Source organism: Bacillus sp. URHA0034 (assembly GCF_056280405.1).
This window is the reverse complement of sequence record NZ_JBWCDK010000002.1, coordinates 4,289,967-4,312,300: the sequence shown is the minus strand read 5'-3', so window position 1 is coordinate 4,312,300 and position 22,334 is coordinate 4,289,967. Positions and strand designations below refer to the sequence as shown.

Annotated in this window: 19 protein-coding genes, 1 riboswitch and 1 other annotated feature; of the genes, 6 read left to right on the top strand and 13 right to left on the bottom strand. The window is 40.7% G+C overall.

The features are described from left to right. The first annotated feature begins 83 nt into the window (after positions 1 to 83). On the top strand, positions 84 to 1,358 hold the full coding sequence (locus tag ACZ9EE_RS22670) for a BaiN/RdsA family NAD(P)/FAD-dependent oxidoreductase (protein WP_476030758.1): 1,275 nt from the start codon (positions 84 to 86) through the stop codon (positions 1,356 to 1,358). A 7-nt stretch (positions 1,359 to 1,365) separates the two neighbouring features. Here the strand turns inward: ACZ9EE_RS22670 and ACZ9EE_RS22665 are convergent, their stop codons facing one another. Next, positions 1,366 to 1,551: a sporulation protein Cse60 gene (locus ACZ9EE_RS22665; RefSeq protein ID WP_335506280.1), complete on the bottom strand. Its 186-nt coding sequence runs from the start codon at positions 1,549 to 1,551 to the stop codon at positions 1,366 to 1,368. A 142-nt stretch (positions 1,552 to 1,693) separates the two neighbouring features. Here ACZ9EE_RS22665 and ACZ9EE_RS22660 point away from each other — a divergent pair, with 142 nt between their 5' ends. Beyond that, the gene (locus ACZ9EE_RS22660; protein WP_476030755.1) at positions 1,694 to 2,107 is read left to right on the top strand and encodes a hypothetical protein; all 414 of its coding nucleotides are present in this window, start codon (positions 1,694 to 1,696) and stop codon (positions 2,105 to 2,107) included. Positions 2,108 to 2,182: 75 nt separating this feature from the next. Here the strand turns inward: ACZ9EE_RS22660 and ACZ9EE_RS22655 are convergent, their stop codons facing one another. The 8 genes from ACZ9EE_RS22655 to ACZ9EE_RS22620 form a co-directional block, all read right to left on the bottom strand. Continuing rightward, positions 2,183 to 2,497, bottom strand: a complete 315-nt coding sequence (locus ACZ9EE_RS22655; RefSeq protein ID WP_476033059.1) for a rhodanese-like domain-containing protein — start codon at positions 2,495 to 2,497, stop codon at positions 2,183 to 2,185. Between the two features lie 67 nt (positions 2,498 to 2,564). After that, on the bottom strand, positions 2,565 to 4,982 hold the full coding sequence (gene leuS, locus ACZ9EE_RS22650; RefSeq protein ID WP_476030753.1) for a leucine--tRNA ligase: 2,418 nt from the start codon (positions 4,980 to 4,982) through the stop codon (positions 2,565 to 2,567). A gap of 42 nt (positions 4,983 to 5,024) precedes the next feature. Then, positions 5,025 to 5,247 (bottom strand) — a binding site (T-box leader). 169 nt (positions 5,248 to 5,416) lie between these two features. Next, positions 5,417 to 7,210: a carbon starvation protein CstA gene (gene cstA, locus ACZ9EE_RS22645; protein WP_476030751.1), complete on the bottom strand. Its 1,794-nt coding sequence runs from the start codon at positions 7,208 to 7,210 to the stop codon at positions 5,417 to 5,419. Positions 7,211 to 7,348: 138 nt separating this feature from the next. After that, the gene (locus ACZ9EE_RS22640) at positions 7,349 to 8,095 is read right to left on the bottom strand and encodes a LytR/AlgR family response regulator transcription factor (protein WP_476030749.1); all 747 of its coding nucleotides are present in this window, start codon (positions 8,093 to 8,095) and stop codon (positions 7,349 to 7,351) included. Beyond that, positions 8,070 to 9,848, bottom strand: coding sequence for a LytS/YhcK type 5TM receptor domain-containing protein (locus ACZ9EE_RS22635; protein WP_476030747.1), 1,779 nt, complete (start codon positions 9,846 to 9,848; stop codon positions 8,070 to 8,072). Before ACZ9EE_RS22635 ends, ACZ9EE_RS22640 begins: the two co-directional genes overlap by 26 nt. 133 nt (positions 9,849 to 9,981) lie before the next feature. After that, a complete protein-coding gene (locus ACZ9EE_RS22630; protein WP_476030745.1) occupies positions 9,982 to 11,166 on the bottom strand; it encodes an MDR family MFS transporter in 1,185 nt (394 codons plus the stop codon). Positions 11,167 to 11,698: 532 nt separating this feature from the next. Further along, on the bottom strand, positions 11,699 to 11,878 hold the full coding sequence (locus tag ACZ9EE_RS22625; protein ID WP_476030743.1) for a glycogen biosynthesis protein GlgD: 180 nt from the start codon (positions 11,876 to 11,878) through the stop codon (positions 11,699 to 11,701). Between the two features lie 15 nt (positions 11,879 to 11,893). After that, the gene (locus tag ACZ9EE_RS22620) at positions 11,894 to 12,157 is read right to left on the bottom strand and encodes a YtzC family protein (RefSeq protein ID WP_476030742.1); all 264 of its coding nucleotides are present in this window, start codon (positions 12,155 to 12,157) and stop codon (positions 11,894 to 11,896) included. A gap of 191 nt (positions 12,158 to 12,348) precedes the next feature. Between ACZ9EE_RS22620 and mnmL the strand changes: the two genes are divergently transcribed. Continuing rightward, positions 12,349 to 13,308, top strand: coding sequence for a tRNA modification radical SAM protein MnmL/YtqA (mnmL, locus tag ACZ9EE_RS22615; protein ID WP_476030740.1), 960 nt, complete (start codon positions 12,349 to 12,351; stop codon positions 13,306 to 13,308). Positions 13,309 to 13,310: 2 nt separating this feature from the next. Continuing rightward, on the top strand, positions 13,311 to 13,883 hold the full coding sequence (mnmM, locus tag ACZ9EE_RS22610; protein ID WP_476033058.1) for a tRNA 5-(aminomethyl)-2-thiouridylate-methyltransferase MnmM: 573 nt from the start codon (positions 13,311 to 13,313) through the stop codon (positions 13,881 to 13,883). A 22-nt stretch (positions 13,884 to 13,905) separates the two neighbouring features. On the opposite strand, the gene ACZ9EE_RS22605 is transcribed toward mnmM, so the two are convergent. Together ACZ9EE_RS22605 and ACZ9EE_RS22600 are read right to left on the bottom strand one after the other, a co-directional pair. Beyond that, on the bottom strand, positions 13,906 to 14,988 hold the full coding sequence (locus ACZ9EE_RS22605; protein WP_476030738.1) for a tetraprenyl-beta-curcumene synthase family protein: 1,083 nt from the start codon (positions 14,986 to 14,988) through the stop codon (positions 13,906 to 13,908). A gap of 18 nt (positions 14,989 to 15,006) precedes the next feature. Further along, complete coding sequence (locus ACZ9EE_RS22600) at positions 15,007 to 15,810, bottom strand: lysophospholipase (RefSeq protein ID WP_476030736.1); 804 nt, start codon at positions 15,808 to 15,810, stop codon at positions 15,007 to 15,009. 143 nt (positions 15,811 to 15,953) lie between these two features. Here ACZ9EE_RS22600 and ACZ9EE_RS22595 point away from each other — a divergent pair, with 143 nt between their 5' ends. Beyond that, on the top strand, positions 15,954 to 16,466 hold the full coding sequence (locus tag ACZ9EE_RS22595; protein WP_215044243.1) for a gamma carbonic anhydrase: 513 nt from the start codon (positions 15,954 to 15,956) through the stop codon (positions 16,464 to 16,466). A gap of 118 nt (positions 16,467 to 16,584) precedes the next feature. On the opposite strand, the gene asnB is transcribed toward ACZ9EE_RS22595, so the two are convergent. Further along, positions 16,585 to 18,489 (bottom strand): asparagine synthase (glutamine-hydrolyzing), encoded by a 1,905-nt coding sequence (gene asnB, locus ACZ9EE_RS22590; protein WP_476030733.1) that lies wholly within the window; start codon positions 18,487 to 18,489, stop codon positions 16,585 to 16,587. A 315-nt stretch (positions 18,490 to 18,804) separates the two neighbouring features. Then, a complete protein-coding gene (metK, locus tag ACZ9EE_RS22585; RefSeq protein ID WP_476030731.1) occupies positions 18,805 to 20,004 on the bottom strand; it encodes a methionine adenosyltransferase in 1,200 nt (399 codons plus the stop codon). 310 nt (positions 20,005 to 20,314) lie between these two features. Beyond that, positions 20,315 to 20,452: riboswitch (SAM riboswitch) on the bottom strand. Between the two features lie 254 nt (positions 20,453 to 20,706). On the opposite strand from metK, the gene pckA reads away from it, so the two are divergent. After that, entirely contained in the window at positions 20,707 to 22,293 is a 1,587-nt protein-coding gene (gene pckA, locus ACZ9EE_RS22580) for a phosphoenolpyruvate carboxykinase (ATP) (RefSeq protein ID WP_476030729.1), read from the top strand. The last annotated feature ends 41 nt before the right edge of the window (positions 22,294 to 22,334 follow it).

Below are 22,334 nucleotides of genomic sequence, written 5' to 3'. Positions count from 1 at the left end.
TTTACTTAAAAATTCACGATCTTCGTTTTATTTTCACAAAGTATGTTTATAATGGAATGAATAAATAAAAGTTGGTGGATAAGATGGAATACGATTGTATTGTGATTGGCGGCGGTCCTTCCGGATTAATGGCGGCCATTGCTGCCGGTGAAAAAGGGGCAAAGGTCCTCTTAATTGATAAAGGAGACAAATTGGGACGGAAGCTGGCAATTTCCGGAGGCGGGCGCTGTAACGTAACGAACCGGCTGCCGGTCGAAGAGATTATTAAGCATCTGCCCGGTAACGGTAAATTCTTATATAGTGCTTTTTCTATTTTTAGTAATGAAGATATTATTCGCTTTTTTGAAAGACTAGGCATTGAATTAAAAGAGGAAGACCACGGGCGGATGTTTCCTGTAAGCAATAAAGCTCAATCAGTGGTTGATGCCCTTTTAGAACAGCTCGAGAAACTCCGTGTAAGAGTCTTCAAAAATAGTCCCGTTGCAGATGTCCTCTATGAAGATGGACATGTTTCCGCAGTGCTGTTAAAGGATGGCCAAGCGATTTCAACAAAGTCAGTGGTAATTGCGGTTGGGGGAAAATCGGTCCCGCATACAGGGTCTACCGGCGATGGTTATGCCTGGGCTGAGAAAGCGGGACATACGATTACAGAGTTGTTCCCAACCGAGGTCCCTATTACTTCAAGTGAACCTTTTATAAAACAAAAAACCCTGCAAGGATTATCGTTAAGGGATATTAATTTAAGTGTATTAAACCCAAAGGGTAGACCTTTGATTTCCCACCGAATGGATATGTTGTTTACCCATTTTGGAGTCAGTGGCCCAGCCGTGCTCCGCTGCAGTCAATTTGTTGTAAAAGCAATGAAAAAATGGAATTTAAAAGAAGTGATCATGAGCCTTGATGCCCTCCCTGATCGAAAAGAGGAAGAAATTTTTCAAGAAATCGTAAGACTTGTAAAAAGCGAACCTAAAAAAAGTATCAAAAATACATTAAAGGGGATTGTTCCGGAACGTTATCTTCTTTTTCTATTAGATTATCATGATATTGATCCATCAGAACAAGGCGGCACCATTTCCAATGAAAAGATTCGTGCGTTTGCAAAGGGCTGTAAACAATTTCAATTCAAAGTAAATGGCACACTGCCACTAGAAAAGGCATTTGTGACGGGCGGTGGGGTTACCGTGAAAGAGATTGAGCCGCAAACCATGGCTTCTAAATTGATGGAGGGTCTTTATTTTTGCGGGGAAATCCTAGATATCCACGGATACACAGGTGGATATAACATTACATCTGCCTTAGTAACGGGCAGGCTTGCAGGAACCAATGCAGCTCTATCTGCAAAAAATAATCGGGCGTGAAGTACTATCACGCCCGATAGATAATCATAGCAGTAAAGCAGTAAATCTGCTCTTCCTCTTCTTCTTCGGTCATTGCCGCCACATTATACTTGATATCGACTAGGCTTTGTTCCTCTATTCCTTTTAAAAATCGATTCATCTCTTTTTCTAAATCCTTTTCATGCTCCCGGTCAAATAACTTTACTTGGATCAAAAGACTCCCTCCCTCTCGTTTTTCTATAAGTATTCTCATTTTTTCAGAATTTTAAAAATAGATAGTTTTAAAAGTTAAGGTTTTTTTAAGTTTGGGCTTGTAAACTTGTTTCTGAGGTCAAATGTTGAAAGGAGTATCTGAGGTGGATAAAAAACAAAAAATTTCTTGGGGAGTCAGTTTTGGTAGTCTGGCTTTAGCAGCGGGAATGGTCTCTTATCTCGGGTTATCTAACGGTGGGAATACGAACAGCCAAATGGCACTTAATCAACGGCAGCAGCCAAGTTCTAATACAAATCAAAATCAGCAGCAAGGAGGATTTAATTCTCAGCAAGACCCGCAGCAGGGAGGAGCCACCTCACAACAAGAACAGCAAACAGGACAAGATTCCTGGGGCGGAGACAGTCAATCACAATTTGATCAAAGTCAGCAAACACCAGATGATAACAGTGGACAAGGCTTTGATTCTAGCAATCAACAACAGAACCCATTTTTTAATGGCGGCAGTCAAGGTTCTGGACATCACCATGGATTGGATACAACCACAGGTGGAACTTAATTTGCCGACGTGGGAAACATACATGCCATTGAAACTAAAACAGATTAAAAAAAACCGATTCCAAAACGGAATCGGTTATTCTGTGTATTCAGTTTCACCTGTCCAAGCCAGCATTCCGCCAATCATATTACGGACCTTATAGCCTTGTTCTTGAAGATAATGGCAGACATTTCCACTGCGGTGGCTTGAACGGCATATGAAAATATATTCCTTATCCTTATCAAAATAGTCCAAGTTAGCGGGAATATCCCCCATACGAATATGTTTTGCCCCCGGAATCATCCCAAAAACAACTTCCTCATCTTCCCTTACATCCACAAGCTCTGGTTTTTCCCCTGCCTCGAGCTTCTTTTGCAACTCTTCTGGTGTGATCACGTTAATATCTTCCATCCCATTCATCCCTTCAGAAAAAACATCCTCCATTTTTATAAGAGGATGTTTAATTTTTTGATCCAAATTAATTTGCTACAATATTTACCAATTTACCTGGTACAGTAATGACTTTGCGAATGGTCTTTCCTTCAATTTGTTCCTTTACGCGATCGTCATCCATAGCAATTCCTTCCAAAGCCTCTTTCGTAGCACCTGTTGGAACCTTTAGCTTCGTCTTGACTTTACCATTTACTTGAATCACAATCTCGATTTCGTCATCGACTAATTTTGCCTCATCATATGCCGGCCATGCTTCATAGGAGATTGTACCGCTATGACCCAGCTTTTCCCATAGCTCTTCAGCAAGATGCGGACAAACCGGAGCAAGTAATTTTACAAAACCTTCGATATAGACCTTTGGAAGAACCGTTGCTTTATACGCTTCATTGATAAAGACCATCATTTGTGAAATAGCTGTATTAAATCTTAAACCTTCATAATCCTCTGTCACTTTTTTCACAGTCTGATGATAGGTTTTTTCAAGGGTAGCTGTCTCTTCGTTTGACTGGATTTTCGGACTTAATTCACCGTTTTCTTCTACTAACAGACGCCAAATTCGATCTAAGAAGCGGCGGGATCCATCTAAGCCATTGGTCGACCACGCAATCGATGCATCAAGAGGTCCCATAAACATTTCGTATAAACGAAGGGTGTCGGCACCATGGCTGTCAATAATGTCATCAGGGTTGACAACATTACCTTTTGATTTACTCATCTTTTCATTGCCTTCACCTAAGATCATTCCTTGGTTGAAAAGTTTTTGGAATGGTTCCTTAGTTGGCACTACACCGATGTCATATAAAAACTTATGCCAAAAACGGGCATAAAGCAAATGAAGCACAGCATGCTCGGCACCGCCAATGTAAATATCAACTGGAAGCCAATGATTTAATTTTTCCTGTGAGGCTAATTCTTGATCATTTTTTGGATCAATATAACGTAAATAGTACCAGCAGCTTCCTGCCCATTGCGGCATGGTATTCGTTTCGCGGCGGCCCTTTTTACCTGTTTCCGGATCGACGACATTAACCCAGTCCTCAATATTCGCAAGTGGTGACTCACCTGTTCCAGACGGTTTAATGTCTGTTGTTTTTGGTAAGGTCAATGGAAGCTGTTCTTCCGGAACGGCAGTCATCGTGCCATCTTCCCAATGGATAATTGGAATCGGCTCACCCCAATAACGCTGACGGCTAAATAACCAGTCACGTAAACGGTAGGTAACCTTCTTGGTTCCAATTCCTTTTTCTTCTAGCCAAGCGATCATTTTTGAAATAGCCTCTTCTTTATCTAACCCATTTAAGAACTCAGAGTTGATATGCGCACCGTCACCAGTGTAGGCTTCTTTCTCCACATCTCCGCCTGCCACGACTGGCTTAATAGGTAAGTTAAAAACCTTTGCAAATTCCCAGTCACGTTCATCGTGAGCAGGTACGGCCATAATGGCACCTGTTCCATAGCTTACTAATACATAATCGGCAATCCAGATTGGCATTTTTTCGCCATTTGCAGGATTAACCGCATACGCACCCGTAAATACACCCGTTTTCTCTTTGGCTAAATCTGTCCGCTCTAAATCACTCTTCATCTTAACCTTATCTAAATAAGCATCAACGGCGGCACTCTGCTCCTTAGTTGTAATTTTTTCAACAAACGGATGCTCAGGCGCCAATACAGCATAGGTTGCACCAAATAAAGTATCTGGACGCGTTGTGAACACGGTAAAGGTTTCATCATGTCCATCAATTTTGAAAATGACTTCGGCGCCTTCAGAGCGCCCAATCCAGTTTCGCTGCATTTCTTTTAAACTTTCTGGCCAGTCAAGCTCTTCAAGATCTTCAAGTAAACGATCACCATAGGCCGTAATTTTTAACATCCATTGCTTCATCGGACGTCGTTCCACCGGATATCCGCCGCGTTCACTCTTGCCGTCAATAACCTCTTCATTGGCTAATACTGTTCCAAGTGCTGGACACCAGTTCACCGCTACTTCATCGATATAAGCAAGGCCTTTCTCCCAAAGCTTTAAGAAAATCCACTGTGTCCATTTATAATATTCTGGGTCGGTCGTATTGACTTCACGATCCCAATCATAGGAAAAACCAAGTGCTTTAATTTGTCTTCGGAAGGTGTTAATATTCTTTTCCGTAAATTCTGCAGGGTCGTTACCTGTGTCTAATGCATATTGTTCTGCAGGCAATCCAAAGGCATCCCAGCCCATTGGGTGCAGTACATTATAGCCCTGCATCCGCTTTAAACGGGAAAGAATATCTGTTGCTGTATAGCCTTCCGGGTGTCCTACGTGAAGCCCTGCACCCGATGGATATGGAAACATATCTAATGCATAGAATTTCCGTTTATCATATTCTTCGCTCGTTTTGAACGTTTTTTCTTCTTCCCATTGTTTTTGCCACTTTTTCTCAATTTGTTGATGATTAAAGCTCATTTTGATTTTCCTCCTACTGCAAAAATAAAAACCCCTCATCCCAAAAGGGACGAGAGGATTGTATGTATCTTCCCGCGGTACCACCCACATTAGTGCCTAAACACTCGCTTCATTCAACCTTAACGCGGTAAACGGCAAACATTACTGTTCATTCATGCCTGCAACTCAAAGGCGAGTTCATGATGTACCCGGTTGACTTTCACCAGCCGTCAACTCTCTAATCTGTCGAGTAAAAATCACTACTACTCCTGATCACTGTTTTTTTAATATAAAGTATTACGGTTATTGTATTAAATTTTCTGCTACTATGCAAGCAAACAATTGCCTAAATTCAGGATGGACAAGCGCCGGCCAGTTTAAACCTTGAATATCTAGATTATATTCCACAGAGAATTGAAAAAAGCAGTTGACTGAAGAAGTCAACTGCCCTAAATTTAAGCAACCCGTGAACCAAATTGGAAACGCGGTGAATTCCACATGGTGGTCCATTTCTTAATAGCTGTCACCATAATAATAATACCAAGTACTAACATGATAATCGACAGGATTCCATTCAAAACACTGTATCCAGCGGCTGCCGGATTTAAGTAAACGTTTTTGACCATCCAATAGCCTGCATAATTAACTGTGACAAACAAATAAGCGAGTGGAATTAAACAAGTTAACATGTACCATCGTTTGTCAGCCACTTTTAGTATGACGGTTGCACCAATTATCAAACCGATGGATGCCATTAATTGATTGGATACACCGAATAAAGCCCAAACAGAACCGATATCTCCCGAAAAGAGCAAATATCCCCATATAAAGCAGGCTAATGCACTTGCAAAAATAGACCCAGGAATCCAATCTGTTTTTTTCAATGGTTTATAGAATTCACCAAAGAAATCTTGTATTAAATAACGGGCTACACGTGTTCCGGAATCAATCGCTGTTAAAATAAAGACAGCCTCAAACATTATGACAAACTGGAAAAAGTAAGATGATAATTTAGCAAACCAAGGGATGGCTGTGAAAACATAAGTCATACCTACAGCTAATGTTACAGCCCCGCCCGTTCTTCCTTCCAAGTCCATTCCAATTTCCTGGGCAAGCTTCGGTAATTGGTCTACATGCATACCTAATGTTTTGTAAACCTCTGGAGTGGAATTAATCGCAAAATAATCAGCCGGCTGAAGAGCGGTTGCTGCTATTAATGCCATAATCCCAACGACACACTCGACTAACATCGCCCCAAATCCCACTACCTTAATATCTGACCAGCGATCAAGCATTTTCGGTGTTGTACCTGAACCAACAAAGGCATGGAAACCGGAAATGGCACCACAAGCAATGGTAATCGAGATAAAAGGCCATACCGGACCGCCAATTACCGGGCCGCCGCCTTGTGTGAATTTAGTAAATGCAGGCATTTGAATCGTAGGATTAATAATAAATACTCCAATAATAAGGGCAATAAATACACCAATTTTCATAAAACTACTTAAATAGTCGCGTGGAGCTAGTAACAGCCATACAGGTAACGCAGCGGCAAAAAAAGCATAGATGGGCAGAATAATTGCTAATGTTTTTGTATCTAGAGTGAGCCAATCACCCAAGACTGTATTCTGGATCATCGGTCCTACAAATACGCCTACCATTACAAGGATGAAGCCAATTGTAGTCGTTATTTTTAAATTGCCTGTTTTCTTATATAAGATTCCTACTCCCATTGCAATTGGAATCGTGATTCCTACTGAGAAAGTCCCCCATGGGTTATTCTCAAGTGCGTGAAGTACAACCATGGAAAGCCCTGCCATGGTTATCGTAATGATAAATAGCATAGCAAGTCCTGTACAAAAACCTGCAACAGGCCCTAATTCATCCTTGGCTACTTCAGATAATGATTTCCCCTTCTTCCGCATGGAAGCATATAGTACAACTGCGTCATGGACAGCACCACCGATTACCGCACCAATTAACAGCCAAAGTAAACTTGGCAAATAACCAAATTGCGCAGCCAAGATTGGGCCTACTAGCGGACCAGCTGCCGCGATCGCAGCAAAATGGTGGCCAAATGTCACCCATTTATTGGTTGGTACATAGTCCTTCCCATCATTAAATTCGTGAGCTGGTGTTGGCTTAGAATCGTCTAACTTTAAAACCCTTGCAGCCATGAAAGTTCCGTATAAACGGTAAGCAATCATTAATATGCAAATGGAGCCAATTACTACTGAAACCGCATTCATTTTCTTTTTCCTCCCCCTAAATCAATAACTTATCTTAATCTTATTAAATGAAAACGGTAACATACGTTTTTCAAGATATTTTGCTGAAATCTAGAGTTGAAAAACAATAATTCTGATTTGAAATACAAAAAACAGCTGTTAAAAACCAAGCAGCTGTTTCAGTTCCTTTGTATAGGTTCTGCTAACTGGAACCTTTTCGCCGGATTTCATAATTAAATTGTAGGTTGAATTAAACCAGGGTTCTATTTCGAGAATGGCATCAATATTGACTAGATAAGCACGATGAACACGTATAATGGAAGGAATTTGCAACTTTCTTTCAAACGTTACTAATGGTTCATTGACCGATAACTTTTGTTTTTCCGTGGCAACGACAGTTTTACCATCCTGCGTACCAATATAGACAATGTCATTTATATGGAGTAATACGATTTTTTCATCAATCGAAACCGCTAATTTTTCTGACCGCTCATTTTGAATAGAATTCGACCTAGATGAAAGCGGGATTTTCTGCTCCTTATTACCAGCTAGTTTATATAGCTTATCAATGGTGAGCTGTATTCTTTTTTCATCAATTGGTTTTAATAGGTAATCAACTGCATTAAGTTCAAAAGCTTTAAGAGCATATTCATCAAATGCTGTAGCAAACACAATCAATGGTGGATAGTCTAACTGATTTAATTTACTGGCTATTTCAATACCACTTTCATCGGCAAGCTGGATATCCAAAAAAATGACATCAATATCCAGGTTTGTTAAACTTTCAAACGCTGCTTCAAGACAATCAGCTTCTCCAGATACAACCACCTGCTTACTTCGTTTTAGCAAATAGGACAGTTCATCTCTCGCAAGCGGCTCATCATCTACTATAAAGGCCTTTAACACTTTCTTCCCCCCATCTTTGCTCGGTTAATGGCAATTTAATCACAACCCTTGTTCCCTTTTCTATAATACTATCAATCTGTAATGATGCTTCTGGCCCATAAATTTCCTCAATTCTTTTCTTAATATTCCATAAAGCAGTACCTGTACCATCTGCCGAATCAACTGTTTGATTTCCAAGTACAGCAAGTTTCTCCGGAGGAATCCCTTTTCCATCATCCTCTGTGATGAGGACCATTCTCCCCTCTTCCAGGTAGGCATGAACTCGAACAGTTCCCGTTTTGCTTTTCGAAAAGGCATAATGAATCGCATTTTCTACCAGTGGCTGCAATGTAAAAGGGGGAACTAAAACCTCTCTAAATGATGGAGCTATTTCCAAATTCACCTTATACCTGTCAGGGAATCTTGCCTGTTCAATAGACAAATAGGCTTCCACATGCTCGAGCTCTTTCTCAAGCGGTATCAACATTTGACGAGCACCTTGGAGATTACTGCGAAAGAAGACACTTAACTGGATTAGAAGTTTTCTTGCTTGGTCTGTATCCTTTCGGATTAAACTTGAAATGGTATTAATTGCGTTAAACAAAAAATGAGGATGGACCTGTGCCTGCAGTGCTTTAATTTCAGCATCTTTTAATAAGCGTCTTTGCCGTTCTAACTCTGCCATTTCGAGCTGGCCGGAGAATAATTTCCCTAAGCCTTCAGCCAGCTCCTGTTCTACACTATCGAGCTTGCTAGAATTAGTAAAATAAAGCTTCAAGGTTCCGACAGTCTTATCATAAACCTGAAGTGGTAACACTATGGCAGCCTCTAATGGACAATTCGGGTTAAAGCATTGAATTTCTTTGGCTGTCTTTGCAATAATGATTCTGCCTTGGTCTAACACCTTTTTTGTTAATTCAGTGGCCATTGTTCCAGACGGTAGATGATGGTCTGCGCCGGCCCCAGCATGTGCTAAGACTTGCTGTTGATTCGTAATGGAGATGGCATCTGCACCTGTCCATTTCAATATGATATCAGCTGCCTTTGCGCACGAGTCCATATTTAAGCCCTGCCGAAAAAATGGCAGTGTCTGATTCGCAATATATAACGCTTTATGTGTTTGTAATGCCCGTGTTCGTTCCTGCTCCTGAAAAATATCCTGGATAATAAGTAAAAATAAAAGTGTCCCAAAACCATTAATCGCAATCATAGGAAAGGCAATTAATTTTACAAGATTTAGGGCTTCATCAAAAGGCTTAGCTAATAGGAGAATAATCGCCATCTGGAAACACTCCATCAAAATCCCCATTATAACTGCTTTCGTCGTAGAACCGCTTTCCGCTATTTTAAAACGCTTACTTAAAAACCCTGTCACGATTCCTGCAAAAATGGTGGAAACTGCACATGCAACCGCGGTGAAACCGCCGAGTGATAAACGGTGCAATCCAGCAATTAATCCTACTCCAATTCCAATCATCGGCCCGCCAAGCAACCCGCCAATCACGACACCCATGATTCTTGTGTTAGCAATGGCACCAGTCCGATCCACATCTGTCAGCCAATCTTGTGACGTAACAACTCCATGACCTATTTCTACACCTGTATAATTACTAATAATCCCAAAGGCACCAAAGATAGCAATTATGGTTAATTTCGCTGCCATCCCCCGCTCGTTATGGATAACCTGTCGAAACGATTTCATCCTTGATAATATAAATGCAACAATGATTAAAATACCAACCCGCTCAAGCATAAGAGGTATTAAAGCAAGCATCCCATCCCCACTTTCTTCCTTCCTCAAAAAAATCAATCTATAAATTTACTATACCAAAAAAGAAGCAGGAAATAATTTAAAAGGAATAAAAAATGAAAGAAACCCACAGTCATCTCGACTGTGGGTCATAAACTTATATCGTCTTAGCAGTAATTTTCTCTTTAGGTCTCAAGCCGCGGTCATAGACTATGGTCGTGCCGATTGCAATTATAAACAACAAGATTAATACTGTAAATAAAGTGGACATGTTATAGTGGTCGGCCAATATTCCGCCAAGTACTGGACCAATCATCCTTCCACCTGTGGCCGTACTGTTGACGATACCTTGATAATAACCTTCTCGCCCTTTTGGGGCTAACGCAAAAGCAATGGTCGGAACTGCCGGCCAAATAAACATCTCACCAATTGTTAAAATAACCATCGCAGCTAAAAAGCCTGAAAAGTCGCTGGCCTGCCCTGCTGCAATAAAGGAAATAATAAAGATTCCAATACCAATCAGGATTTGTCTCTTTAATGATGAAGCAAGATAGTTGAGAATCCCGTTTAATAACGGCTGCCCCAGCACGATAATCGCTCCGTTAATCGTCCATAATAAACTATATTGGGTTAGAGTGATATTCACTTCCTGTGTATAAGAAGCAATGGTTGTCGTCCATTGGCTGTAGGAAACCCAGCAGAGCAAATAGCCCGCACATAGTATCATTAATGCCTTAAGGTTCATTCTGTTAACTGCTTTTACATTTACTTCCTTGTTTTCTTGAGGTGCAGCATCTGCAGAAATTCCTTTGTATCCAAAGACCGCAATCAATAAAAAGATTACGTACATGACTGTATTTGCAAGAAAAATCAGTTGAAAGGAATAGTCAGCGACAATCCCGCCAAGTGATGCTCCGATTGCAACGCCAACATTTTGGGCAATATAAAGAGCATTGAACGATTTCCGGCCTCCCTCTTTCCAAACGGAACCAGCCATCGCATACATAGAAGGAAAAATAATTCCTGTTCCAAAGCCCACAATCGTTAAGAAAACAACGTATTCGGGCCAGTTATGCCAGATGGATAACCCCACAAGAGCTAATAAAGAGATCATAATCCCTAGAATAATAGATTTATAGCCCCCTATTTTATCAAATAAATGACCGCCATAAAGGTTACCGATCACATTTGCCCCCGAATTTAGCATCAGTACCATACCGGCAACAGATAAAGATTTACCCAAGTGATCGTGAATATAGATGGTATTTAAAGGCCATAAAAAAGAAGAGCCGATTACATTCACTGCCATTCCAATTATTAACAGCCATAAGGCACGCGGCATGAAAAACGCTCCTTTACGATAAACATTTCATTAATCAAAGATACATTGTATGCCATTAACGGAGTAGGTGCAATCTTTTTCGTATTACTATCTTTTTAATTAAAAATTCTGCTTTTTCGAAAGGCATGAGCGGTTCATCCCCTTAAGGCTGGTAGATTTCAGGCTTTAACAGTTATGGAACGTTCTTAACCTCTGAAGCTGTTTTGATTCCTAAGCTTCGACAGTTATGAGTCGTTCTTAACCCCCGAAGCGACTTGGTTTCCAGGGCTTCGACAGTTATGAGCCGTTCTTAACCCCTGAAGGCGATTGGATTCCACGGCTTCGACAGTTATGAGCTATTCATAACCCCTGAAGACGATTGGATCCCACGGCTTCGACAGTTATGAGCTATTCTTAACCCCTGAAGGCGATTGGATTCCACGGCTTTGACAGTTATGAGCTATTCTTAACCCCTGAAGACTAACAGAACTATTGCCGCGACAGATAGGCATAAAAAAAGACCTCTCCACAAAGTGAGAGATCCTTTTTATACTTATGAAGATTGTTCTTGTTCTTGATGCATTTTGGATTTAACCGGTTGGCCGCCGGTCTTTTCGTATTTCTTTTTTGCCTCTTTTATTAAGTCACGATCCTGGCCGAGCTCAACGTCTTGATTATTGATACCATTTCGGGTTTTTTGTTCGGGATTTTTCTTCTTAGAACGTTTTTTCAAGAAATTCTCCTCCTCTTAACGTGTCTCAATAATCATAGAGTTTTGAAGCTGCTGAATTTGAAGTCTCATCCGATGGAGTTGTTCCCGCTGCTGCCCGTTAGCACTATGGGCCATTGTACAAATATCCTGATAGGTTTGCTCGAGCTGCTGCAGCGCTGTCGTATAATCATCATTATTATAATGCTCTTGAAGGCTGCTGTGCTTATATTGCTCTTCAGCATAACGTAGTGTGTCCTCAACTTGCTGCATTAGATTATCCATTGAGTCGCGAGTAGCCATCTAAGAACCCCCCTCATGTTATGAAGCGCACGCTTCATTTCTTATTTTGTTCTCCAATCCTTATCCTATAACTCATGAGTGGTGGATAATTATTACCAACCTTACTCGAGAGCAAAGGCAATTGGATAAAGGCCTACTTCATGATAAAATTAAGGTTATGCAATCTTTATCCTACAAAGGAGGTTTTCTGAGTGCTTCAGACAAAACCTTTTCTATATGCAACCGACGATAAACGATATCACACTTGGAATTACCACCTTAGAAACCATTTTGGCCATAAGGTGTTTAAAGTCGCCTTGGACGGTGGTTTTGACTGTCCGAACCGTGACGGTACGGTCGCTCATGGCGGCTGTACGTTTTGCAGTGCGGCAGGGTCCGGGGATTTTGCCGGTAACCGGGTCGAACCCTTAGAAACACAATTTAACCAAATCAAACAAAAAATGCATACTAAGTGGAAAGACGGCAAGTATATGGCTTATTTTCAAGCATTCACCAATACACACGCCCCTGTTGAGGTACTTAGGGAAAAGTATGAATCCGTGTTAAACCAAGAGGGGGTCGTTGGAATCTCCATCGCAACACGCCCAGATTGCTTGCCGGATGATGTCGTTGAATATTTAGCTGAATTAAATCAGCGTACGTATTTATGGGTTGAGCTCGGTCTCCAGACAGTCCATGAACGAACAGCTATGCTGATTAATCGTGCCCATGATTTCCAATGTTATATCGATGGTGTCAATAAACTACGGAAACATGGGATCCGGGTTTGCTCCCACATCATTAACGGACTGCCGCTTGAATCCTATGACATGATGATGGAAACCGCTTATGAAGTGGCAAAATTAGATGTCCAAGGGATTAAGATTCATTTACTGCATTTATTAAAAGGCACTCCAATGGTGAAACAATATGAAAAGGGTATGCTCGAATTTCTTACCCAAGAGAATTATATAAATTTAGTATGTGACCAATTAGAAATTTTACCGCCGGAAATGATTGTTCATCGGATAACAGGAGACGGTCCGATTGATTTAATGGTTGGACCAATGTGGAGCGTCAATAAGTGGGAAGTACTAAATTCCATCGATGCAGAATTAAAGAGAAGAAACAGTTGGCAAGGAAAGTATTTCCAAGAGAATGCGGGGAATTAACCGTGAAAATGGAGCGCATTCTTCCGTTTGCAAAAAGTTTACTTAAAAAGGCTGTCAAGCCGGGTGATATGGTAGTCGATGCTACTTTAGGGAATGGGCATGATACCGTATTTTTAGCAGAATTGGTTGGAGAATACGGGCAAGTTTTTGGGTTTGATGTCCAACAAGAAGCAATTAGCGCTACGAAGGAACGCTTAATCGGACATAACCTGATAGAAAGGGTTACCATTTTTCATGAAGGCCACGAACAAATTTTTGCGAAAATCCCCAAGGATGCTCATGGAAACATAACCGGGGCAATTTTTAATCTCGGTTATTTGCCTGGCGGCGATAAGAACATTGTAACTCGTTCAGAAACAACCATTTCGGCAATTGAACAATTATTAGAAATAATGGCTGCAGAGGGGACCATCGTCCTGGTCATTTACCATGGTCATGAACAAGGTGCAGTGGAACGGGACCATTTATTGAAATACTGTCAAGGACTGGATCAAAAAAAAGCCCACGTTCTTCAGTATCAGTTTGTTAACCAACAAAATAACCCGCCATTTATTATTGCAATTGAAAAAAGATAAAACCAGGCACCCTCGCCTGGTTTTATTTTGTCACCGACCTTGTTACAATTGCAGGGACCGTTTTTTGCAGGGACCGGTAAGCAAGTCCATTGTAATAAAAGAAATAACTGATCCATCCACCTGATTTTATAATCCCTCTCGCCAATTTACGGACATTTTTCTGTTTACGAACCTTTGCATCTGATAAATAAATTCCTAACAAACCACGATTAATGAGTTGATGAAATTTTTTATGAGGCAGGAATTCTGTGTGGCGGTCCGCCTCTATTACGAAATGCTTTAAACGCTTAAAAAGAGTCTCTTCACTATTATAATAAGCGCAGAAATTTAAGTCCCCGCCAATCATGTCTTCCTCTTGGTCAATAAAGTAATCTAAAAGGATATGTAAGCCCTGAATATAAGGAAAGTAACCCTTGCGAATATTGATGGCATCTTCTAATTTAAAATCCTCACGCAGCGCATAGGATACTAAACAAAAAATTCCTAATGTGGAACCAGAACAGGCCGAGAATTCGTACCATTCCATATCGGGCAGATTGTCTTGGTAACGATTAAACCATTTTTTCAAGCGAGGTACGCGCTCATCCTTGACTACATGTTTGTGGATTTGCAAATCACAATAATATTGGCAAAGTTCTAGAAGATAATCTTTGATTAAAGCATAGTTGTCTAACTCCCTTAAAACAGTACGGCATGTCTCAGATAAATCATGTAAATATCCAGCGTCATCCTGGTCATCTCGGAGCCGATAATAATTTTTCTCTTCTGCCTGCAATACAAGGGCATCTGACATAGACTCATGGAGGGCTGCAAAATCGGCAGGATCGAGTGAGGTACTCCGATCACAAAGATTATCCAAGTAATCACTGATAGTTTGATAAGCGACAATAAATTTTACCGCTTTTTGATAATCTTCATTGGCTGTAAGAGCAAGTATGCCCCCGCCTTCACAATGGAAGGTTTTATGTTCGATACTCGCGAGAGCCTGATTTCTTAATTCTTGGTTAGGAATATTTTCAGCCCGGCTTTTCCAATAAGCCAATTCCTGATGGACAGCAGGAATGATTTTGCGATAGACCCTAGACATAAGGGTGATTGGCATCATGGAAAACATCTACCTTTCTTATACAATATAACCAATTGCTTTTAATTGGCTAAAAACAAAATCTTTAGCGTATTCAAATACCTCTTCCCGCTCCGGTTCATTAAAAATTTCATGGTAGCACTTCTGCCACTCCTTAAACCTTTTCTCCGATAATGGAACATGGTTAAACCACTCCTTCACGGTAGCTTTATTAACAATTTTATCGTCCCCGGCCTGCATGACGAGCATGGGGAGATCCTGTGTATCTTCCAAATTCACGAATGCTTCTTTTATCGCTCCAACAAGTTCACGATACCAGCGAATCGAAACTTTTGTCACGTAAAGTGTATCATTTGAATCCGCTTCTCGCACATCTTCGTTTCTTGTAGCCATCTCCACCGACAAACCTGAATTCATTCTAAGAGATGGATAAACCACGTTAATCACATGCGAGAGGGCATTTAAAAATTTGGATGGCGCTTGAACCAGTCCCAGACATGGAGAAGAAAGAATCACGCCGGCGACATTCAGTTGTTCTTCCTGTAATAAACGAATAGAAATCAATCCACCCATACTGTGGCCTAATAGAAACACGGGGAGGTTATATCGATAGGCGGCTTGCACCCAGTCCTTTACCTCCACAATATATTCATCAAAGGAATCGATATGGCCGCGGCCGGACCTTGTTGTCATCCCTTGCCCCGGAAGGTCGCCCATGATGACATGAAAACCAGCTAAACGCCACATTTCAATCAGCCATCCGTATCTGCCATGGTGTTCCATTGCACCATGGACGATTACAATTACCGCTTTTGCCTCCCCTTCAGCTTCCCATTTCCACATTTTTCGTCCCCCTAGAAAAAGATATGCTTGTTTGTTCAAAACTTTGTGAGTTTAGACTTATTTGTTATACCAGATTTATTTTTTGAAAACCACTTATTATTTTCGCTAAAATATACTTATCAATTACAAAGGAGCGAACCCATTTGATATACCCCTTTAAAGATAAATACCCGTTAATTGCTAAAACTGCCTTTATTGCCGATTATGTCACGATCACAGGTGATGTAGAAATTGGCGAACAGTCCAGTGTCTGGTTTAATTCTGTGATCCGAGGCGATGTTGCCCCAACGAGAATTGGGAATAAAGTTAATATTCAGGATAACTCTATCTTACACCAAAGCCCTAATAACCCGCTAATTTTAGAAGATGAAGTAACAATCGGTCATCAAGTCATTCTTCATAGCTGCATCGTAAGAAAAAGAGCATTAGTTGGCATGGGATCAATTATTCTCGATCAAGCAGAGATAGGGGAAGGTGCCTTTATTGGTGCTGGAAGTCTTGTACCGCAAGGAAAAAAAATCCCCCCTAATACCTTAGCATTTGGCAGACCAGCAAAAGTTATTAGAGAATTAACACCCGAAGACAAAAAAGATATGGAACGGATTTATACAGAATATGCTGAGAAAGGGCAATATTATAAGTCACTTCAGTCATAAAAACAAAAGTGGGTGTCCCAAAAGTATAACTTTTGGGGGCACCCACTTTTTTATACATTAAACTAGTCTGTTGATTTCCGCTTCAGGCGCGAGCGGTTCGCGGGCGCCTCATTTGCTCTTAGTGCTTCAATGTTTGCAATTCTTTTTGTAAAGCATAATCGCGTTGGAAAGAATAAACATTCTCTACATAAACTTGATGCCAAACCATGAACATCAGAACGGTCCAGATTTTACGGCTGTTATCCGCTTTGCCTTGGCAATGGTCTTCCAATAAGCCCAAAACATATGATTTATTGATTAGATGATCCGTGTTGCTTTGACGGATGATATTTTTGGCCCATTCATTCATTTCGTTTTTCAACCAATGACGAATCGGAACTGGGAATCCTAACTTTTTACGACTTAGAACATGTTCAGGCACTACACCTTCAGCTGCTTTACGTAAAATATATTTGGTTGTACCATTGGCTGTTTTTAAGCTGGTTGGAATTTTCGAAGCCACCTCAAACACTTCTTTATCTAAAAATGGTACCCGAAGCTCAAGTGAGTGAGCCATTGTCACCCGATCCGCTTTCAGCAAAATATCTCCGCGCATCCAGGTATGGATATCAATATACTGCATCCGGTCAACTGGGTCATAACCTCTTGATTCTTGGTAAAGCGGCTTGGTTACATCCATATAGTTTAAACCTTCACGGTAAACATTTAATACATCACGTTTTTCAGCTTCAGTGAACATCTTGGCATTGCCGATGTAACGCTCTTCCATTGGCGTAACGCCGCGCTCAATAAAGCTTTTACCTCTCATTCCTTCAGGCATCATCCCGGCAATACCTTTTAATAAAACTTTCCCGGCTCTTGGGATTTTATTAAATACCTCTAATGACTGTGGCTCACGATAGATATTGTAACCGCCAAATAATTCATCGGCACCTTCTCCCGATAGAACAACCGTTACATGTTTACGAGCTTCCCTTGCGACAAAATAAAGAGGAACACAGGCAGGGTCGGCAAGAGGATCATCCATATGCCACATGATTTTAGGAATTTCATTCATATACTCTTCAGGTGTAATAATGTAACTGATATTTTCAACCTCAAGCTTCTCAGCTGTTTCTTTAGCCACATCAATTTCACTGAAACCATTATGTTCAAAGCCAACTGAGAAAGTCTTAATAGCGGGATGAAATTCTTTTGCAATCGAAGCAATAATAGATGAATCGATTCCGCCTGAAAGGAACGAGCCTACCGGAACGTCACTGCGCATATGCTTCTCTACCGAATCAAATAATACATTGCGAATTTCCTTAATAAAATCAGCTTCTGATTTCTGAACAGGCTGAAAATGAGCCTTCCAATACTTTTTCATTTCCATTGGAGAGCCGATTTTTTTTGTAAAATAATGGCCTGGCTCTAACTTTTTAATTCCCTCTGAAAGCGTATCAGGTTCAGGAACGAATTGATAAGTTAGGTAATGCTGTAAGGCATCATAGTTGAGGACATCATTCTCTAAAGCCAGCAAAATGCTCTTTTTCTCAGATGCAAAAAAGGTTCTTTCACCATCCTCCATATAAAAGAAAGGTTTAATTCCGAACGGGTCACGTGCACCATAAAGGGTTTGTTCCTGCTTATCCCAGATGACGAACGCGAACATTCCGCGCAGTTTTTCAACCGCTTTTTCTTTTAAATGGCTATACAGAGCAATGATTACTTCTGTATCGGAACTTGTGGCAAATGATAGTCCTTCTTTCAATAACTCTTCACGAAGTTCAACATAGTTATAAATTTCACCATTAAAAATAATCCAATAACGCTCGTTTTCATACGTTAGCGGCTGATGCCCGCTTTCGATATCAATAATGCTCAAACGTCGGAAGCCAAATTGAATATGGTCATCGTAATAAAAACCATCATCATCCGGCCCGCGATGGGTTATTAAATCATTCATATTTTTAAATAGTTGTTTTTGTTCATCACTAAAGTTTTGTGTTTTGTCGTGTACACAACCGATAAAACCACACATTATGTACCTCACCTACTCCAATTCATATTAAACGTCTTCTAAAAAACATCTCTCTTATACTACCACTATTATAAAAAAAATGGCACTGTGAACATCAGGAAAATTTAAAACACCCGTGGGAATCTCTCTTTCTCGGTATAGTGTCCATTGACTGCGGACAAATCCGCAATCACCAAAGTTTATCATGTTTCATCTTTATCGCCAAGATATCCTTCATTTTTCACTTCTTTGTACCTACCTAAACATAAGTACAAAATCATTTTTATGACGAGAATAAAAAAAGGAGTTACATATTTAGATGCAACTCCTTCTGAATTATAGATTCGCCTGCTGGCGTAACGCTTCTGCTTTGTCAGTTCGCTCCCACGGAAGATCAACATCTGTACGTCCAAAGTGGCCGTAAGCAGCTGTTTTCTTGTAGATTGGGCGGCGAAGGTCGAGCATTTTAATGATACCTGCTGGACGAAGGTCAAAGTTTTCTTCTACTAAATCAACTAATTGCTCTTCATTTATTTGGCCGGTTCCAAACGTATCAATTGAGATGGAAACCGGTCTTGCTACACCAATTGCATAGGCAAGCTGAACCTCAACCTTATCTGCCAGTCCTGCCGCCACGATATTTTTAGCCACATAGCGCGCAGCATAGGCAGCTGAACGGTCTACCTTTGTAGGATCCTTGCCGGAGAATGCCCCACCGCCATGACGAGCATATCCGCCGTAGGTATCAACGATGATTTTACGGCCTGTTAAACCTGCATCACCCTGCGGTCCGCCGATAACGAAACGGCCAGTTGGGTTAATAAAATATTTTGTGTTTTCATCAATGAGTTCCTTTGGAACAACAGGATTGATGACATATTCTTTCACGTTTCGCTGAATTTGCTCTAATGCAATTTCTGGGTGGTGCTGTGTAGAAATGACAATCGTATCAATTCGGACTGGTTTATCATTCTCATCATATTCCACCGTGACTTGTGTTTTTCCATCAGGACGCAGATAAGGAAGGATATCCTCTTTCCGTACCTCCGTTAAACGGCGTGCAAGTTTATGCGCCAGTGAAATCGGAAGAGGCATTAGCTCTTTTGTTTCATTACAAGCAAAACCAAACATTAAACCTTGGTCTCCTGCACCAATCGCTTCAATTTGCTCCTCTGACATTTGACCTTCACGAGCTTCAAGGGCTTGGTCAACACCCATCGCAATATCAGGAGATTGTTCATCAATCGAAGTTAAGACCGCACAAGTCTCCGAGTCAAAACCATATTTTGCACGATTATAACCGATACCTTTAATCGTTTCACGGACGATCTTTGGAATATCTACATATGTTGATGTGGTGATTTCTCCTGCTACTAAAACTAGTCCTGTTGTTACTGAAGTTTCAGCGGCAACACGAGCATTAGCATCCTTAGCTAGTATTGCATCTAAAATGGAATCAGAAATTTGGTCACAAATCTTGTCAGGATGACCTTCAGTTACTGATTCAGAAGTAAACAAACGACGTTTTGTTGACATCTGAATTCCTCCTTATTATGGAATTAAGTGAGGTTAGCTGTTTGGGTTTTATGTATACCTGCCGTTTAACCTCGAGTTGATACGGAACTCATTCCCTTAGTAGTATGAAATAAACATGGGATTATTATTATAGAAATGAAAAAGTGCCTTGGTGCTTGGCCCCAGACAAAATTCTATTTTAGTATACTCCCCTTAAAGTTTATACGATGGAATAAAAAGTACAATTATGTAACATAGCACGTAAATACAACAAAAAACCTTTCCATCATAATGAGGAAAGGTTAATAGCAAAAGTTTTGCGTGCCTTTCACTCTTATCGTCCAAGGTCAAGCCTTGCTTCAGGTTTAGCACCTTTGCCCGAAATAACGGATTCAATTGGAGTCCGATTATTCGTTTGCAGGTTGCTGGGTTTCATAGGGCCTGTCCCTCCACCAGCTCGGGATAAGAGAGTATCCGTTCAAGGCTAAATCATAACCTACTCCTTCAAACAATGTCAATGAATTTGTATCAAGTTTTTTCAAAAAGAGAAAATTGTAACTTTAAAAATGAATATTTTCTTTATTGGAGACTAATCCAAGCTTTTGTCCCTCCGCACGAATAAATTCTTAAATATTCACATAATTTCTTTCATTAGTATAGACTATTAAAATAAATGTGTTATACTATTTAACAAATAATCCTAGTAAAGGAAGGTTTCAGTAAATGAATTCTGTTCATATTCCAACTGAATTAAAACAATTGTTACAACAAAGTCATGTCCAGGTACAGCTATCCGTCCCGCAATTAGTTGAAAAGGTTTTAAGAAGAAATGAAGGAACACTGACCTCTACCGGCGCTGTCAGTGTTTCCACCGGCAAATATACAGGACGTTCACCACAGGATAAATTCATTGTGATGGAAGAGTCTACCAAGAATAAAATTGCGTGGGGCTCAACCAATCAGCCTATATCTGAGGAAGCTTTTACGAATCTGTATCAAAAAGTACTTGATTACTTAAGACTACAAAGTGAGATCTTTGTATTCAAAGGGTTTGCAGGAGCGGACAAAAAGTCCCGGCTGCCTATTCAAGTCATTAATGAATACGCCTGGCATAATCTATTTGTACAACAGTTATTTATTCGTCCAACAGAAGAAGAATTGTTAACACATGATCCAGGGTTCACAGTCATTTCTGCTCCAAATTTTAAAGCGGACCCAGTGATCGATGGAACAAATTCTGAAACCTTTATTATCATCTCTCTTGAACGAAGAATTGTACTGATCGGCGGTACGGAATATGCTGGGGAAATGAAAAAGTCGATTTTTTCTGTTATGAATTACTTACTGCCTGAAAATAATATTTTCTCGATGCATTGTTCAGCTAATGTTGGCATTGAAGGTGATGTGGCTCTATTCTTTGGATTATCAGGAACAGGCAAGACCACTCTTTCAGCGGATCCAAATCGCCGGCTAATAGGGGATGATGAACATGGCTGGTCATCAAATGGGGTCTTTAATATTGAGGGCGGCTGTTATGCAAAGTGTATTAATCTTTCTCGTGAAAAAGAGCCGCAAATTTTTGATGCGATTCGATTTGGGACGGTTCTGGAAAACGTGATCCTGAATTTGGAGTCAAGGATTCCTGATTACGATGATGGTACCTTGACGGAAAATACAAGGGCTGCCTATCCGATGGAGGCAATTGACAATATCATCCAGCCAAGTGTTGCTGGTCATCCTAATACAATTGTCTTTTTAACGGCAGATGCGTTTGGAGTATTGCCGCCAATCGCAAAATTAACAAAGGAACAAGCCATGTACCACTTTTTAAGTGGTTATACGTCTAAGCTTGCCGGAACGGAACGCGGAGTTACATCTCCGGAAGCGACTTTCTCCACATGCTTTGGTGCACCCTTCCTTCCTCTTCCAGCGACACGTTATGCAGAAATGCTTGGCGAAAAAATTCTAGAGCATAACGTGAATGTCTTTTTAGTGAATACCGGCTGGACGGGCGGAGAATATGGAACTGGGAATAGAATGAAGTTATCCTACACCCGGGCAATGGTTCAAGCAGCTCTAGAGGGAGAACTAAACCATGTTGAAACTGTAAGAGATAACATATTTGGACTAAATATACCAGTTCATGTTGCGGGGGTTCCAGATGAGGTGCTGCAGCCGAATAAAACGTGGGCAGATCCGCAGACCTATGAGAAAAAAGCAAAGGAACTAGCTGCAAAATTCCGTGAAAACTTCAAAAAGTTTAGCCAGGTTCAGGAAGAAATTGAGGAACTTGGCGGACCATTACAATAGTCTAAGCTAAGGAAGCCCATATCCATGACGATATGGGCTTC

Bases quoted from the DNA above. Each gene is read 5' to 3' on its own strand.
- ACZ9EE_RS22670 (WP_476030758.1), top strand. From the start codon at position 84: ATGGAATACGATTGTATTGTGATTGGCGGCGGTCCTTCCGGATTAATG.
- ACZ9EE_RS22655 (WP_476033059.1), bottom strand. From the start codon at position 2,497: ATGGAAGATATTAACGTGATCACACCAGAAGAGTTGCAAAAGAAGCTC.
- leuS (WP_476030753.1), bottom strand. From the start codon at position 4,982: ATGAGCTTTAATCATCAACAAATTGAGAAAAAGTGGCAAAAACAATGG.
- cstA (WP_476030751.1), bottom strand. From the start codon at position 7,210: ATGAATGCGGTTTCAGTAGTAATTGGCTCCATTTGCATATTAATGATT.
- ACZ9EE_RS22635 (WP_476030747.1), bottom strand. From the start codon at position 9,848: ATGCTTGCTTTAATACCTCTTATGCTTGAGCGGGTTGGTATTTTAATC.
- ACZ9EE_RS22630 (WP_476030745.1), bottom strand. From the start codon at position 11,166: ATGCCGCGTGCCTTATGGCTGTTAATAATTGGAATGGCAGTGAATGTA.
- ACZ9EE_RS22620 (WP_476030742.1), bottom strand. From the start codon at position 12,157: ATGGCTACTCGCGACTCAATGGATAATCTAATGCAGCAAGTTGAGGAC.
- ACZ9EE_RS22605 (WP_476030738.1), bottom strand. From the start codon at position 14,988: ATGATGCCAATCACCCTTATGTCTAGGGTCTATCGCAAAATCATTCCT.
- ACZ9EE_RS22600 (WP_476030736.1), bottom strand. From the start codon at position 15,810: ATGTGGAAATGGGAAGCTGAAGGGGAGGCAAAAGCGGTAATTGTAATC.
- asnB (WP_476030733.1), bottom strand. From the start codon at position 18,489: ATGTGTGGTTTTATCGGTTGTGTACACGACAAAACACAAAACTTTAGT.
- metK (WP_476030731.1), bottom strand. From the start codon at position 20,004: ATGTCAACAAAACGTCGTTTGTTTACTTCTGAATCAGTAACTGAAGGT.
- pckA (WP_476030729.1), top strand. From the start codon at position 20,707: ATGAATTCTGTTCATATTCCAACTGAATTAAAACAATTGTTACAACAA.